Below are 13,714 nucleotides of genomic sequence, written 5' to 3'. Positions count from 1 at the left end.
GTCATCTTGAATGACGTGCGGCGCGAGCCGTGCACTCTGGACCGCCAGCGACCCATCGCTGGCCCGGAAATCGCCATGTCGAAAGGGGTTCGATCTACCATGACCACCGCTACCCACGAAGAAACCCTGGGCTTTCAGACCGAGGTCAAGCAGCTTCTCAACCTGATGATCCACTCGCTGTACTCCAACCGCGAGATCTTTCTTCGGGAGCTGATCTCCAACGCCGCCGACGCCTGCGACAAGCTGCGTTATCAGGCGCTGGACAATGATGCGCTCTACGAGGGCGACAGCGAGCTGCGCGTCGAGATCGAGCACGACAGCGAGGCCGGCACCGTCACCCTTCGTGACAACGGTATCGGCATGAACCGCGAGGACGTGATCGCCAACCTGGGCACCATCGCCAAGAGTGGCACCGCCGAGTTTCTCAAGCAGCTTTCCGGCGAACAGCAGAAGGACGCCCGGCTGATCGGCCAGTTCGGGGTCGGCTTCTATTCTGGCTTTATTGTTGCCGACGAGATTACCGTGCGTACCCGCAAGGCCGGTGACGCCGCCGATGCCGGCGTCGAGTGGCGCTCGAAAGGCGAGGGTGAGTTCGTGGTCGCCGAGATCCAGCGCGAGAAGCACGGCACCGAGATCATCCTCCACCTCAAGGAGGACGCCAAGGAGTTCGCCGACGACTATCGCCTGCAGAGCCTGGTGCGCAAGTACTCCGACCATATCGAAGTACCGGTGAAGATGCCGCGTACCGAAAAGGCTACCGACGACGATGGCAACGAGGTCGACGGTAGCGAGGTCACCACCTGGGAGACCGTCAACGAGGCGACCGCGCTGTGGGTGCGGCCCAAGAGCGAGGTCTCCGAGGACGAGTACAAGGCCTTCTACAAGCACGTGGCCCACGACTTCTCCGACCCCCTGACCTGGAGCCACAACAAGGTCGAGGGCAACCTGGAGTACACCAGCCTGCTGTACGTGCCGGGCCGCGCACCCTTCGACCTGTACGAGCGTGACGGCGCCCGTGGGGTCAAGCTGTACGTCCAGCGCGTGTTCATCATGGACGACGCCGAGCAGTTCCTGCCGCTGTACCTGCGCTTCATCAAGGGGGTGCTGGACACCCGCGATCTGTCGCTGAACGTGTCCCGTGAGCTGCTGCAACAGGACCCGAAGGTAGAGAAGATCAAGTCCGCGCTGACCAAGCGTGCCCTGGACATGCTCAAGAAGCTGGCCAAGGACAAGGAAGCCTACCAGACGTTCTGGAACACCTTCGGTTCGGTGCTGAAGGAAGGCCCGGCGGAGGACTACGCCAACCGCGACAAGATCAGCGGCCTGCTGCGTTTCTCTTCAACCCACACCGACAGCGCCACTCAGGATCAGTCCCTGGCCGACTACGTGGAGCGGATGAAGGAAGGTCAGGACAAGATCTACTACATCGTCGCCGATGGCTTCAACGCCACCAAGAACAGCCCCCACCTGGAAATCTTCCGCAAGAAGGGCATCGAGGTGCTGCTGCTCCACGATCGCATCGATGAGTGGCTGATGAGCCATCTCACCGAGTTCGACGGCAAGAAGTTTGCCGATGTTGCCAAGGGCGATCTGGACCTGGGGGACGTCGAGGACGAAGACGAGAAGAAGGCCCAGGAGGAGACCGCCAAGTCCAAGGAAGATCTGGTCAAGCGGGTCAAGGAAGCGCTCGGCGAGGAGGTTCAGGAGGTCAAGATCACCCACCGCCTGACCGATTCACCGGCCTGCGTGGTGCTGCCCGAGCACGAGATGGGCTTCCAGATGCGCCGTATCATGGAGGCTGCGGGCCAGAGCCTGCCGGAGGTCAAGCCGATCCTCGAGCTCAATCCGGACCACGCCTTGGTCGCTCGCCTGGAAGGGGCCGACGGTGACGGCTTCGGCGATCTGGCGCGGATCCTGCTCGATCAGGCGATCATCGCCGAGGGCGGTCATCTCGACGATCCGGCCGCCTACGTCAAGCGTCTCAACGCCCTGCTGAGTGCCTGACAAGCTGGCTGCCTACGTCAAGAGCTCAAGCGCCCCAACCACGACGCCACCTTCGGGTGGCGTCGCTGCGTTCAGGCAACTGCAAGGCGACGTCCTTGCCGCGCCGATGGCGGTTGTTCAGCGTTTCAGGCTGGCGAAGAGGTCGGGGCACTGGCGCTGAAGCTCCCTGTCGTCGAGCATGGCCTCACGCTGACGCTGGATGGCGTGACCTCGGCGCTTGAGCACCGCATCGATGTCATCGCCGCTGGCGCAGCTCACCTTGAGCAGGTTGATCAGTGCGTCCAGCCGCTGGGGAGAGCTCGCCAGGGCCGCCTCGATATCCGCCCGGGCCCTGTCGTATTGGCCCAGGCGGTAGTAGGCGTAGCCGCGGTAGGAGAGCGCGTCGTTGTTGTTCGGGTCGATCGCAAGCGCCCGGGTGTAGTTGGCCACCGCCCCCGCGAAGTCGCGCTCGATGCGCTTTTCACGTCCCGCGCTGACCTGCTGCTGGGCCGACTGCATGGGGGCCTGGCGGGTGATGATGGTCAGGTAGCGCGGGGCCACGTCGCTGCCGAGGGCCAGTGCGGCCTCGAAGTAGCTTCGAGCCTTGTCGAGTTCACCGGCGGAAAAGGCGTTGATGCCAGCGTTGTTGAGGGTCTTCAGGCGCACCTCACGCAAGCCGTCATGACCTTGACTCGCCCTGAGTGCCTGCTCGAACAGCGCTGAGGCGTCAGCGTGGCGGCCTTCCCGATAGAGAATCCAGCCCTGGGCGTTCAAGCCCTCCATCCGGGCCAGCGGATCAGGACTTTCGAGCAGAGGACGTAGTTCGCGCAGGGCGGCCTGGTTGTCACCCTGCTGCAACAGCGCCTTGGCCCTGGACAGCGGGGCCTGCTGGGCAACCACCGGCCACGCCACCCCGACGCTCAGCAGCACGATCAGCAGGGCGTTTATCGTAGACGTGGGTTGGCGCCGTCGTTTTCCCTTCGCTGGCCCGGCCAGGTCTGTCGCCATCGCGCGCGACGCCAAGGCGCCCTGCGTGTTCTTCATTAGAAGCCTACCTGCGGAGAATCTCGCTCCGCTGCAGCGATGACGTCGGCCAGTTGGCTCTTCAAGGCGTCGCGCTCCTGCTCGATGGCGATCAGCCGGCCGTGCAGATCGTTGTTCAAGATGCGCAGCACATTGTCGTCCTGGACCTTCAGCACGACCGTGCCCCGGCCATCCAGCGGCATGTCCCGCTCCTGCAGACGGATGACCGGCAGCACGCCTTCGGGCGGGGCGATGGAAAGATTGACCTGGCTCGAGGGTTTCATCATCGCCATGGCCAGCCCACCGACGAAGAACAGCAGACTCAGCGCCATGAACAGCCTGGCGTTCTTGGAGATCTCCTGCAGATAGCGAATGCGCAACTCGGTGCCCTCTCGGGTCTCGCCAGAGCGCTCATTGAGCAACAGGGTGTGGGTCTTGTTGAGCAGGTGGTAGCCGAGGATCAGCAGCACCACGGCGAAGCCTGGCAGACCGTACTCCAGAAGCGTGGGAAAGCTGTTCATCACGGGCACCCGGCGGTGGGACAGGGCTCAGGCCTACGTATGCCCTTGTCAGCATAGCGCAGGCGGCCGTCCTCGCCGCGCGAAATTGGCCTGGTACAGGTTTCTTGGCCGCTTCGCTCGCGCTGTATCGCTGTCCTGTGGCGCCATGATGCGGGTCAAGTAGGGGCGACGGGACTACTGCTAAGGTCGAATTGTGCTCTCGAGGGTAGGTGTTTTTTCGCCGATCGAGAAGCGTGCAGCACACCCGCCGCCTCCGATGCGGCGACCGCTGCTGCCACCGAACAGGCGGGCCGGCTGCCATCTCCGAGGGATGGCCGTCGCTCAGCATGCAGGACTAGCGTTGTCATTTACTCTGTTGAGGTGCAAGTCGATGAAAGAGCAATTCGCGCAAGCGTGGGAAGGGTTTGCCGGGGGCGAGTGGAAGAAGGACGTCGACGTACGAGACTTCTTGCTGGCCAACGTGACCCCCTACGAGGGTGACGAGCGTTTCCTGGTCAGCGAGCCGGCGGCCAGCACTCGCGAGCTATGGGACACTGTGATGGAAGGCGTCAAGAAGGAAAACGCCACCCATGCACCGCTGGACTTCGACACCTCGCTGGTCTCGACCATCACCGCTCATGACGCCGGCTATATCGATCAGCGTCTCGAGACCATCGTTGGACTGCAGACCGACGCGCCGCTGAAGCGGGCGATCATGCCCAACGGCGGCATCAAGATGGTGGAGGGCTCATGCCAGGCCTACGGTCGTGAACTCGATCCTCAGGTCAAGAAGGTCTTCACCGAATTTCGCAAGACCCACAATCAGGGGGTGTTCGATGTCTACACCCCGGACATCCTCAAGTGCCGCAAGTCAGGGGTGCTGACCGGACTGCCGGACGCCTACGGGCGTGGACGCATCATCGGTGATTACCGCCGGGTCGCCCTTTACGGCGTCGACTTCCTGATGCGTGACAAGCAGGCGCAGTTTGCCTCGCTGCAGCAGCGCTTCGAACAGGGCGAGGACCTGGAGGCGGTGATCCAGCTGCGCGAGGAAGTCGCCGAGCAGCATCGTGCACTCGGCCAGCTCAAGGAAATGGCCGCCAAGTACGGCTTCGACGTCTCGGTCCCGGCTGCCAACGCCCAGGAGGCCATCCAGTGGACCTACTTTGGCTACCTGGCGGCAGTGAAGTCGCAAAACGGCGCCGCCATGTCACTGGGACGTACTTCCAGCTTCCTCGATATCTACCTGGAGCGTGACCTGCGCCAAGGCGTGATCGACGAAGCCCGCGCCCAGGAGCTGGTCGATCACTTCATCATGAAGCTTCGCATGGTGCGCTTCCTGCGCACCCCTGAGTATGACGAGCTGTTCTCCGGCGACCCGATCTGGGCCACCGAATGCCTGGGCGGGATGGCACTGGACGGACGCACCCTGGTCACCCGTACCAGCTTCCGTTTCCTCAACAGCCTCTACACCATGGGCCCGAGCCCGGAGCCCAACCTCACGGTGCTGTGGTCCGAACAGTTGCCCGACGGCTTCAAGCGCTACTGCGCCAAGGTGTCCATCGATACCTCGTCGATCCAGTACGAGAACGATGATCTGATGCGCGTGGACTTCGCCTCCGACGACTACGCCATCGCCTGCTGCGTGTCTCCCATGGTGATCGGCAAGCAGATGCAGTTCTTCGGTGCCCGGGCCAACCTGGCCAAGACGCTGCTTTACACGATCAACGGCGGCGTCGACGAGAAGCTGAAGATCCAGGTCGGCCCCAGAAGTGAGCCGATCGCCACCGAGGTGCTCGACTTCGACGAGGTGTGGGCGCGCATGGATGGCCTGATGGACTGGCTGGCACGCCAGTACGTGACCGCCCTCAACGCCATCCACTACATGCACGACAAGTACAGCTACGAGGCGGCGCTGATGGCGCTGCACGACCTCGACGTCAAGCGCACCATGGCCTGCGGCATCGCCGGGCTGTCGGTGGCGGCGGACTCGCTGTCGGCGATCAAGTACGCCAAGGTGCGTCCGGTGCGTGATCCTGACGGCGTGGCGGTGGACTTCGAGATCGAGGGTGACTACCCCTGCTTCGGCAACAACGATCCGCGCGTCGACGATATCGCCTGCGAGCTGGTCGAGACATTCATGAACAAGATCCGCAAGCTCAATACCTACCGTGGCGCCGAGCCGACCCAGTCGGTGCTGACCATCACCTCCAACGTGGTCTACGGCAAGAAGACCGGCACCACGCCGGACGGTCGTCGCGCCGGCGAGCCCTTCGCACCGGGTGCCAACCCCATGCACGGGCGTGACACCAAGGGCGCTGTGGCCTCGTTGACGTCGGTGGGCAAGCTGCCCTATGCCCACGCCAAGGACGGGATCTCGTATACCTTCTCCATCGTGCCGAGGGCGCTGGGCAAGGACGAGGGCGCCCAGCGCAGCAACCTGTCTGGCCTGCTCGACGGTTACTTCCACCACAGCGAACGTCAGGAAGGCGGACAGCACTTGAACGTCAACGTGCTCAACCGCGAAATGCTCGAGGACGCCGTGGTCAATCCGGACAAGTATCCTCAGCTGACCATTCGCGTGTCCGGCTACGCGGTGCGCTTCAACTCCTTGACCGCGGAACAGCAGCGCGACGTGATCTCCCGGACCTTCACCGAAACGCTCTGAGCCGACAGTCGTCTCGCCCGGGGCCGCGACAGCGGTCCCTTTCCGGGCTCCGGGTCTCTCCCGGAGCCCCTTTTCGTGAGGAGTCCAGATGATGATCACTGGCCGTCTCCATCACCTGGAGAGCTGTGGTGCCGTGGATGGCCCAGGCATTCGCTTTCTGGTGTTTCTGCAGGGCTGCGTGATGCGCTGTCAGTACTGCCACAACCGCGACAGCTGGGATCGCCAGGGCGGACGTGAGGTGACGGTGGACGAGATACTCACCGAAGCCAGAACCTATCTGCCGTTCATGCGGGCGTCAGGGGGCGGCATCACCTGCACCGGCGGCGAGGCGCTGCTGCAACCGGCGTTTGTGCGCGACCTGTTTCAGGCGGCCAAGGCCGAGGGCATGCACACCTGCCTCGACACCAATGGCTACGTCTGCCACTACGATGAGGTCCTCGACGAGTTGCTTGCCGCCACCGACCTGGTGCTGCTGGATCTCAAGCATCTCGACGAAAGCGTGCACCGCGAGCTCACCGGTATCCCCCGACGCCGTCCCCTGGCCTTTGCCCGTCATCTGGCGGCGATCGGCAAGCCCACCTGGATTCGTCAGGTGATCGTGCCTGGCTTTACCGACAGCGAGGCATCCATGCACCTGCTGGGGGAGTTCGTCGAGACCATGGACAACGTCGAGCGTATCGAGCTTTTGCCCTATCACGCACTTGGCGAGTACAAGTGGCAGGAGCTGGGAGAGCACTATCCGCTGGCAGGAGTGGCGCCACCGAGTGGCGAGACCATGCAGCGCCTGGTGACGATCGCCTCGCGGTATCACCCGGAGGTCATCGCTGGCTGACGTGGTGTCGTCGCCCGCTCGAACAACGCAGCGAGCCCCTCTCACCCTTTGGTGAGAGGGGCTCGCTGTCGTTTCAGAAGAGCTGTTGTTTCAGGAGATGAGCAAGCGCGGCAGCGCCTCTGGGCGTCAGTCGCTCAGTTCGCCCCTGCGGCTGGCGGCGGCGGTGAACAGCACATCGGTGGAAGAGTTGAGGGCGGTCTCGGTGGAGTCCTGGACCACGCTGATGACGAAGCCGATGGCGACCACCTGCATCGCCACGTCGGCGGAAATGCCGAACAGGCTGGCGGCCATGGGAATCAGCAGCAGCGAGCCACCGGCCACGCCGGAGACGCCGCAGGCGGCCAGGGCGGAGACCACGCACAGCAGCAGGGCGGTGACGAAGTCCACGCTGATGCCCAGGGTATGGGCGGTGGCAAGCGTCATCACGCTGATGGTGATGGCGGCACCGGACATGTTGATGGTAGCGCCGAGCGGAATCGAGATGGAGTAGGTGTCCTCGTCCAGCTTCAGACGCTTGCACAGCTCCAGGTTGACCGGGATGTTGGCTGCGCTTGAGCGAGTGAAGAAGGCGGTGATGGCGCTACCGCGCAGACAGCTGAAGACCAGCGGATAAGGGTTCTGGCGAGTGGCCAGGAAGACGATCAGCGGATTGGTCACCAGGGCGACGAACAGCATGCAGCCGACGATCACCGACAGCAGTTGGGCGTACTCCAGCAGCGCACCGATTCCGGCTTCGGCCAGGGTACCGGCGACCAGTCCGAAGATACCCAGCGGTGCCAGACGAATGACCCAGCGCACCAGGGTCGATACCGCCTGGGACAGGTCTTCGATCATGGCCTTGGTCGCGGCACTGGCGCTGCGCAGCACCAGGCCGAGGCTGACGGCCCACACCAGAATGGCAATGAAGTTGGCGTTCATCAATGCGCTGACCGGGTTGGCCACGGCGCTCAACAGCAGGTTGCGCAGGATCTCTACCACGCCGCCTGGCGGATTGCCGCTGGCCTGAGCGGTATTCAGGGTCAGTTCGGTGGGGAGGGCGAAACTGGCCACCACCGCCACCAGCGCCGCCACCAGGGTGCCGATCAGATACAGCACCAGTACGCTGTGGATCTGGGTCGGCTGGCCGCGCTGATGGCCGGCGATGGCGGCCATCACCAGCACGAAGACCAGCACCGGGGCGACGGCCTTCAAGGCCGAAATGAACACCTGGCCGAGCAGCGATATCGAGGTGGCGAGCTCGGGGGACAGGGTGGCGACGGCGATACCGCAGAGGATACCGATCACGATCTGAGGGATCAGCCCCAGACGATTCAGCGCCTTGAAGGGGGCGCTCAAGGAGGTGGACATGGCTCTGGTCTCGAAGCGTGGAGTGTGCATCGACCGTCGCGACAGGACGGATGGGCGTCGGCTTGTGGCCGGAAGGAGGGCGATTCTATCACCGTCGGCCACACCCAACGGTTCGACTTAAGCATGATATCAGCAGTAAGAATCTGGCATGGATCAGCAGTTGCATAGATGGTGTGGCTGCATTCCTGGTGTCAGCTGAAAATATTGACTGGGTCGGGAAGATGTTCGGCCCGATGGCAGCAAGCCCCGCCTGATCGGCGGGGCTTGCGTGGGGAAGAGACGCTTCCCGGGAGTGGCTCGGCGCAAGGCCTGAGGTGAGTCTCCTCGAGGCGTCTTTATGTCGAGCAGACGCGGACAGGGCCTTTGTACCGGGATCACGCGATAAGGGGCTCTTTCCCGGGGTTCTGTCCCGGCGTTCTTTACCGGAGTTCCTGACCGGGGTTCTTTGTCAGGGCCTAGCGGGCGCCGGTCAGCGCCTGGGCCAGCTCGCGCGTCAATTCGAGCACGGCTTGGGTACCTTCGGCGGGAGTGTCGCCGCTGGCCTGGGCATCGATCAGCGCCGAGCCTACCACCACGCCGTCGGCGAAGGCGCCAATCTCTCTGGCCTGGGCGGCGGTGCGAATACCGAAGCCCACGGCGATGGGAATATCGCTGTGCTCGCGGATGCGGGCTACCTCCTGTTGCACGCGTTCGGCGCTTGGCGCAGCACCGCCGGTGACCCCGTTGCTCGAGACGTAGTAGAGAAAGCCCGAGGTATTGGTGAGCACCCCCGGCAGACGGCGGGCATCGGTGGTGGGGGTCGCCAGACGAATGAAGTTGAGCCCGGCTTGATTGGCAGGCTGGCACAGCTCGTCGTCGTGTTCCGGCGGCAGGTCGACCACGATGAGACCGTCGACGCCGGCAGCCTTGGCCTGATCGAGAAAGCGTGTCACGCCACGGGCGTAGATGGGGTTGTAGTAGCCCATCAGCACGACCGGTGTCTGTTGATCGGTCCGACGCAGTTGGCGGACCATCTCGAGGGTCTTGTCCATGGTCTGGCCGGCATCCAGCGCCCGGCGGGTCGCATGCTGGATGCCGGTGCCGTCGGCCATGGGGTCGGTGAACGGCATGCCGAGTTCGATCACATCGGCGCCGGCCTCGCCCAGGCCCTTGAGAGTCGCGAGGCTGGTGTCGTAGTCGGGATCACCGGCGGCGATGTAGGTCACCAGGGCGGCGCGTCCCTGCTGGCGAGTCTCGGCGAAGCGACGTGCGAGGCGCCCCTCGGCGGTAGTGGTCGTGGTCATGGTCTCTCTCCTGGAATCCGGGGTGTCAGTCCTGCTGGTCGGGCTTTCCCAGGCCCAGTTCATCGGCAAGACATTCGGTGGCGGTGGCCATGTCCTTGTCGCCGCGGCCGCTCAGGTTGACCACCATCAGATGATCCGCCGGCAGTCGCGGGGCGCGCTTGATCACCTCGGCCAGGGCGTGGGAAGACTCCAGCGCCGGGATGATGCCTTCCTTGCGACACAGCAGGGTGAAGGCGTCCAGCGCCTCACGATCGGTGGCCGCCACGTACTCGGCGCGCTCGATGGCATGCAGCCAGGCGTGTTCGGGTCCGATGCCGGGGTAGTCGAGGCCGGCCGAAATGGAGTGGGCGTCGCTGATCTGGCCCTCGTCGTCCTGCAGCAGAAAGGTACGGTTGCCGTGCAGCACGCCGGACCGCCCACCCTTGAGGCTGGCCGCATGGCGTGGGGTGTCGAGGCCTTCGCCGGCCGCCTCGACGCCGACCAGCGCCACTTCAGGGTCGTCGAGGAAGGGGTGAAACAGGCCCATGGCGTTGGAGCCGCCGCCGATACAGGCGACCAGCGAATCCGGCAGGCGTCCTTCCTTGGCGGTGATCTGGTCGCGCACCTCTCGCCCGATCACCGACTGGAAGTCGCGCACCAGCGCTGGGTAGGGGTGGGGGCCGGCCACGGTGCCGATGATATAGAAGGTGGAGTCGACGTTGGTGACCCAGTCTCTCAGCGCCTCGTTCATGGCGTCCTTCAGAGTACCGTCGCCGGCGGTGACCGGAATCACCTTGGCGCCCAGCAGTTGCATGCGCTGTACGTTGGGCTGCTGGCGATGGATATCGGTGCTGCCCATGTAGATGACGCAGTCCATGCCGAAGCGTGCGGCGACGGTGGCGGTGGCCACACCGTGCATGCCCGCGCCGGTCTCGGCGATGATGCGACGCTTGCCCATGCGACGAGCGAGCAGGATCTGGCCGAGGGCGTTGTTGATCTTGTGGGCGCCGGTGTGCATCAGGTCTTCGCGCTTGAGATAGATGCGCGCGCCTCCCAGATGCTCGGTCAGGCGCTCGGCGAAGTACAGCGGGCTCTGGCGACCGACGTAGTCGGCCGACAGCGAGGCCAGCTCGTCAGCGAAGGTCGGGTCCTGGCGTGCGGCGTCGTATTCCTGCTCGAGATCCAGAATCAGCGGCATCAGGGTCTCGGCCACGAAACGACCGCCGAAGTCACCGAAGAAACCACGAGGGTCGGGTCCGTGACGGAGGCTGGGAGTTGGGCGTTGCTGGTTCATGACGGGCTCCAAGGCTGACCAGGCGCGATCTGCGCCCCGAATGGCATGGACAGCAGCGTAGCGCTGCATGAGGCCGGAAAAAATCGAAATAACGGCCAGGATGTGTGAGAAAATCTCACTAGTTGAGGGGCAGCAAGACCACTCGGCCCTTCACTGTGGTCCCGAACTAGGCCGTGAGCCGTGCCCCGGAAGTCCGCACGCACGGCACGCGGTGGCACCATCAGCTGACCTCTGGGCGCCGGGGCACACCAGGCCCAGCCCAGACAAGCCCAGCCCAGACAATACAAGACACCCCATGCCAAGCCGGGAGAGACGTTCGCCATGACATCGCACAACCAGGACGTCCCGTTGCCCTCGCTCAGGGCGCTCAGGGCCTTCGAGGCGCTGGGGCGCCACGGTAGCGTGTCGCGGGCGGCGGCCTCGCTGCACCTGACCCATGGTGCGGTCAGTCGTCAGATCAAGCTGCTCGAGGACCAGTTGGGGGTTGCCCTGGTCGAGAAGGAAGGGCGGGGGTTGAGACTGACCGATGCCGGCCGTGAGCTGGCCGACGCCGCCGGCTTCCATCTTGGCGCCCTGGCACGGGTCTGCGCCGAGGTCGCTCGCACCAGCGTCCAGTCGCCCTTCGTGCTGAGCTGCCCAGGCTCCTTCCTGGCGCGCTGGTTCATTCCTCGACTGGCCCGCTTGAAGCAGGCTCTGCCGCAGTTGGAGTTGCATCTGACCGCCGGTGAGGAAGGTGTCGCGACGCTATCCGGGGTCGATGGTGTGCTGCGCTTTCAGCGCTTGCCGGAAGGGGAGCCGCCGGGCGAGGTCACCCGTATCCTCGGGCAGGAACGCATCGGTCCCGTGCTCAGTCGTGAGCTTGAGCTGCATCGGTCCGGCGGGGCTACAGCAAGCCCGCCCGACCCGCGGGTACTGCTCGGCCAAGCGCTGTTGCATACCCGTTCACGTCCCTCCGCCTGGGGCGACTGGAGTCGCCGCCAGGGGATCGCGCCGGAGCGGCTGACGATGGGCCAGGGCTTCGAGCACCTCAACTACCTGCTGGAGGCGACCCTGGTGGGGCTTGGGGTCGGCATTGCGCCGGACTACCTGGTGGAAGAGGACGTGCGCGCAGGGCGCCTGGTGGCGCCTTGGGGCTTTGTCGCCACCGACGCCTGCCTGGTGCTGGAACTGGCAGCCGGGCCTAGGGGGGCGCGCCATCCGCTGGCAAATGATCTGGCCGACTGGTTGGCGGCAGAGCTGGCCGAAGCGCCGGTGCTGGGCTGATACGAGGTGCTGGGCTGATACGAGGTGCTGGGCTGATACGAGGTGCGAGCCGGCAATGATGTGGCTTGCCGCGCTGTGAACGGGTGCTTGGTCGCGCTGCTGCGTGCTGGTGGTAGGGCAGGAGGTCTGAATGCAGTCTTTGTTAATGTTATGTTATAACGTATTTTTTTATCAGGCTGAACCGGCGGTGAAAGGATGAATTACGCACAGATCGAGGCCAACCAGGCCGTCAACGACACAGTCAGCGATACGGTCAACGACACGGTCGACACAGACGCCCGGGGGAGAGAGCCCATCGACGATCCACAAAGGCTGTCGGATGTGGCCGTGCAGCAGGTGAGCCAGGGCGTCGCCCTGGACTGGGTCGGCATGGAGGGCATCGCGCTGCCCGTCGAACTGGCGGGACAGCGGATCGAAGCCAGGGTGAACGCAGGGGTCAGTCTTGACGCCCCGGAGGCCCGCGGGATTCATATGTCGAGGTTGTACCTGGCGCTTGACGACCTGACCGAAGAAGCGCTGACGTTGCCTCGACTGGACGCCTGCCTGGCGCGCTTTCTCGACAGTCACGAGGGTCTCTCCCGGTCTGCCAGTCTGTCTCTCGAAGGACGTTTGCTGTTGAAGCGTCCGGCGTTGGTCAGTGACCTGGCTGGCTGGAAGGCTTATCCCTTTCACCTTGAAGTCGAGCAACGAGGTGGCCAGCGGTCGGTAATCCTGCGTCTGGAGGTGGGCTATTCCTCCACTTGCCCCTGTTCCGCGGCGCTGGCGCGTCAATTGATCCAGCAACAGTTCAACGGAGACTTTGCCGCAGAGCCTCATCCGGCCCGTGATGAGGTGCACCGCTGGCTGGGGCAAGAGTCGGGGATCGTGGCGACGCCTCACAGCCAGCGCAGCCAGGTGATCGTGGCGCTCAGGCTGGGCCTCGAGGTCGAGGACGTCCCCATGGTCGAAGTCATCGACAGGGTGGAGCAGAGCCTGGGCACGGCGCTGCAGACCGCGGTCAAGCGTCCCGACGAACAGGCCTTTGCATTGGCCAACGGGCAGAACCTGATGTTCTGCGAGGACGCCGCACGCCGCGTGCATGGTTGCCTGATGACCATCCCGGGGATCGATGGCTTCGAACAGAAGGTGATCCATGCCGAGAGCCTGCACGCCCACGACGCCGTGGCCCGCAGCAGTTGGCGCTGGTAGCGTGGGCAAGTACCTGAAGCGGCCTTGCCCTTGTATGGCCGGCCGGCAGGCTAGCGAGGATGCGTGCTGTGATCTGGTAGCGTGCGCAAGGGTCCGAAGCGGCCTTATCCTTGTATGGCCGGCTGGCAAGCCAGCAAGGATATGTGCTTCGGCACGCGTAGGAGACCACTTGGTGGGGGGGCAGGTCGAAACAGGGGTTTGAGACGTGGTTTTATAGGACGGAACACACCGTTCAGGGCGTGGTCATGACAAGGCCATGAAACATCCATGGCGTTGCGATAACAGCACGCCATTGTTGCCTGGTGGGTAGACGCGCCCGTGTCGACTGGTGTCTCCCGAGGGCCGTCTTTCACC

At 64.2% G+C, this 13,714-nt stretch carries 10 protein-coding genes; 5 read left to right on the top strand and 5 right to left on the bottom strand.

Annotated features, from left to right (window positions below):
• The first annotated feature begins 99 nt into the window (after nt 1-99).
• Nucleotides 100-2,004 (top strand): molecular chaperone HtpG, encoded by a 1,905-nt coding sequence (gene htpG / locus C9F12_RS20540; protein WP_108450048.1) that lies wholly within the window; start codon nt 100-102, stop codon nt 2,002-2,004.
• Between the two features lie 117 nt (nt 2,005-2,121).
• Here htpG and C9F12_RS20535 read toward each other — a convergent pair whose 3' ends face one another.
• A complete protein-coding gene (locus tag C9F12_RS20535; protein ID WP_108450047.1) occupies nt 2,122-3,027 on the bottom strand; it encodes a tetratricopeptide repeat protein in 906 nt (301 codons plus the stop codon).
• Nucleotides 3,027-3,527: a hypothetical protein gene (locus tag C9F12_RS20530; protein WP_045993789.1), complete on the bottom strand. Its 501-nt coding sequence runs from the start codon at nt 3,525-3,527 to the stop codon at nt 3,027-3,029. The genes C9F12_RS20535 and C9F12_RS20530 overlap by 1 nt, the downstream gene beginning before the upstream one ends.
• A 370-nt stretch (nt 3,528-3,897) precedes the next feature.
• On the opposite strand from C9F12_RS20530, the gene pflB reads away from it, so the two are divergent.
• Nucleotides 3,898-6,174 carry a formate C-acetyltransferase gene (gene pflB / locus C9F12_RS20525; RefSeq protein ID WP_108450046.1) on the top strand — a complete coding sequence of 759 codons (2,277 nt, stop codon included), beginning with the start codon at nt 3,898-3,900 and terminating at the stop codon, nt 6,172-6,174.
• A gap of 88 nt (nt 6,175-6,262) precedes the next feature.
• Nucleotides 6,263-7,006, top strand: coding sequence for a pyruvate formate lyase 1-activating protein (gene pflA / locus C9F12_RS20520; protein WP_108450045.1), 744 nt, complete (start codon nt 6,263-6,265; stop codon nt 7,004-7,006).
• 126 nt (nt 7,007-7,132) lie between these two features.
• Here the strand turns inward: pflA and sstT are convergent, their stop codons facing one another.
• The 3 genes from sstT to trpB form a co-directional block, all read right to left on the bottom strand.
• Nucleotides 7,133-8,353, bottom strand: a complete 1,221-nt coding sequence (gene sstT, locus C9F12_RS20515; RefSeq protein WP_108450069.1) for a serine/threonine transporter SstT — start codon at nt 8,351-8,353, stop codon at nt 7,133-7,135.
• A gap of 455 nt (nt 8,354-8,808) precedes the next feature.
• Nucleotides 8,809-9,636, bottom strand: coding sequence for a tryptophan synthase subunit alpha (trpA, locus tag C9F12_RS20510; protein WP_108450044.1), 828 nt, complete (start codon nt 9,634-9,636; stop codon nt 8,809-8,811).
• 25 nt (nt 9,637-9,661) lie between these two features.
• Nucleotides 9,662-10,909 (bottom strand): tryptophan synthase subunit beta, encoded by a 1,248-nt coding sequence (gene trpB, locus C9F12_RS20505; protein ID WP_108133831.1) that lies wholly within the window; start codon nt 10,907-10,909, stop codon nt 9,662-9,664.
• A gap of 321 nt (nt 10,910-11,230) precedes the next feature.
• Here trpB and C9F12_RS20500 point away from each other — a divergent pair, with 321 nt between their 5' ends.
• A complete protein-coding gene (locus tag C9F12_RS20500) occupies nt 11,231-12,172 on the top strand; it encodes a LysR family transcriptional regulator (protein WP_108450043.1) in 942 nt (313 codons plus the stop codon).
• Nucleotides 12,173-12,367: 195 nt separating this feature from the next.
• On the top strand, nt 12,368-13,360 hold the full coding sequence (gene folE2, locus C9F12_RS20495) for a GTP cyclohydrolase FolE2 (RefSeq protein ID WP_108450042.1): 993 nt from the start codon (nt 12,368-12,370) through the stop codon (nt 13,358-13,360).
• Nucleotides 13,361-13,714 lie beyond the last annotated feature (354 nt).

Source organism: Halomonas sp. BN3-1 (genome assembly GCF_003056325.1).
Lineage (GTDB): Bacteria > Pseudomonadota > Gammaproteobacteria > Pseudomonadales > Halomonadaceae > Halomonas > Halomonas litopenaei.
Note: the sequence above shows the minus strand (reverse complement) of the source record. Positions and strands in the feature narration are given on the sequence as shown.

Bases quoted from the DNA above. Each gene is read 5' to 3' on its own strand.
- htpG (WP_108450048.1), top strand. From the start codon at position 100: ATGACCACCGCTACCCACGAAGAAACCCTGGGCTTTCAGACCGAGGTC.
- C9F12_RS20535 (WP_108450047.1), bottom strand. From the start codon at position 3,027: ATGAAGAACACGCAGGGCGCCTTGGCGTCGCGCGCGATGGCGACAGAC.
- C9F12_RS20530 (WP_045993789.1), bottom strand. From the start codon at position 3,527: ATGAACAGCTTTCCCACGCTTCTGGAGTACGGTCTGCCAGGCTTCGCC.
- pflB (WP_108450046.1), top strand. From the start codon at position 3,898: ATGAAAGAGCAATTCGCGCAAGCGTGGGAAGGGTTTGCCGGGGGCGAG.
- pflA (WP_108450045.1), top strand. From the start codon at position 6,263: ATGATGATCACTGGCCGTCTCCATCACCTGGAGAGCTGTGGTGCCGTG.
- sstT (WP_108450069.1), bottom strand. From the start codon at position 8,353: ATGTCCACCTCCTTGAGCGCCCCCTTCAAGGCGCTGAATCGTCTGGGG.
- trpA (WP_108450044.1), bottom strand. From the start codon at position 9,636: ATGACCACGACCACTACCGCCGAGGGGCGCCTCGCACGTCGCTTCGCC.
- trpB (WP_108133831.1), bottom strand. From the start codon at position 10,909: ATGAACCAGCAACGCCCAACTCCCAGCCTCCGTCACGGACCCGACCCT.
- C9F12_RS20500 (WP_108450043.1), top strand. From the start codon at position 11,231: ATGACATCGCACAACCAGGACGTCCCGTTGCCCTCGCTCAGGGCGCTC.
- folE2 (WP_108450042.1), top strand. From the start codon at position 12,368: ATGAATTACGCACAGATCGAGGCCAACCAGGCCGTCAACGACACAGTC.